This is a genomic window from Micromonospora sp. B11E3, from assembly GCF_039871625.1.
Classification (GTDB): domain Bacteria; phylum Actinomycetota; class Actinomycetes; order Mycobacteriales; family Micromonosporaceae; genus Micromonospora.
In genome coordinates this window covers 1-1,221 of sequence record NZ_JBDPMC010000213.1, presented here as the reverse complement: position 1 = coordinate 1,221, position 1,221 = coordinate 1, and the positions used below count along the sequence as shown (strand labels likewise).

1 protein-coding gene is annotated in these 1,221 nt (G+C 69.3%); it reads left to right on the top strand.

Going from position 1 to position 1,221, the window contains the following annotated elements:
* Nucleotides 1-114: 114 nt before the first annotated feature.
* Nucleotides 115-1,221 (top strand): Hsp70 family protein (locus ABGB16_RS33725; protein ID WP_347672099.1); only part of this gene is annotated, 1,107 nt, incomplete at its 3' end.

The following is a 1,221-nucleotide window of genomic DNA, read 5'->3' as shown; positions in this document are numbered from 1 at the left end:
CGATCTTGTGACCCAGAATACTGCGGCGTATCGTGATGGCGCCGTTAACCAGCTACAACGTTGTTGCATGGTAACGGCGGCGGGCTCGGCGAGGGGAATCTGGTTATGTATGGAGTGGGTATCGACCTGGGTACCAGCTTCACCGCCGCAGCGACCGCCTCCGCCTGGGCCCTGGACATGGTGCCACTGGCCGGGCAGGCGATCGTCACCCCGTCGGTCGCCTACCTCGACGAGCAGGGCGAACTGCTGACCGGTGAGGCAGCCGACCGCCTCGGCCTGCAGAACCCCGGCCGGGCGGCACGGGAGTTCAAACGCCGCCTCGGTGACCCCACCCCCGTGATCCTGGACGGGGCCCCGTACTCCCCCACCGCCCTGATGGCCGCCCAGCTCCGCTCCGTCGTCGACACCGTCAGCCAGGCCCAGGGCACCCCACCCGACCGGATCGTGCTGACCCACCCAGCCGTGTGGGGCCCCTACCGACGCGAACAGTTCGCCGCCATCCCACACCTGGCCGGCCTGCCCCGCCCACAAACCGAACCCGGATCGGCGGCCAGGCCGGACGGACCGACCGTCATCACCATCACCGAACCGGTCGCCGCGGCCACCTACTACTGCTCCACCCAACCACTACCCCCCGACGGCCTGCTGGCCGTCTACGACCTCGGCGGAGGCACCTTCGACAGCGCCGTGGTCCGCAACGGCCGCGACGGCCTGGAGATCATCGGCACCCCCGAAGGCATCGAATGGCTCGGCGGCGCCGACTTCGACCAGGCGATCATGGACCACGTCGACCGCCAACTCGGCGGCGCGATCACCGCGCTCGACCCCACCGACCCCGGCACCGCCGCGATCCTGGCCGCCGTGCAACGCGACTGCAGGCTCGCCAAAGAAGCGCTGTCCACCCGCGAGAAGGCGGACATCACCGTGCCGCTGCCCGGCTCGATCCGATACGTGACCGTGACCCGGGAAGCGTTCGAGCAGATGATCACACCACCCGTGGAAACCACCATGGAAACCTTCCGGCGGACCCTCACCGCCGCCGGCGTCACCCTGCAGGACCTCACCGCCGTACTCCTGGTCGGCGGCTCCTCCCAGATCCCCCTGGTCACCCAGCTACTACGCGACACACTACGGCGACCGATCATGACCAACACCCACCCGAAACACGCCGTCGCACTCGGCGCCGCCATGCTCAGCTCCGACACCCACACCGCACGCGGC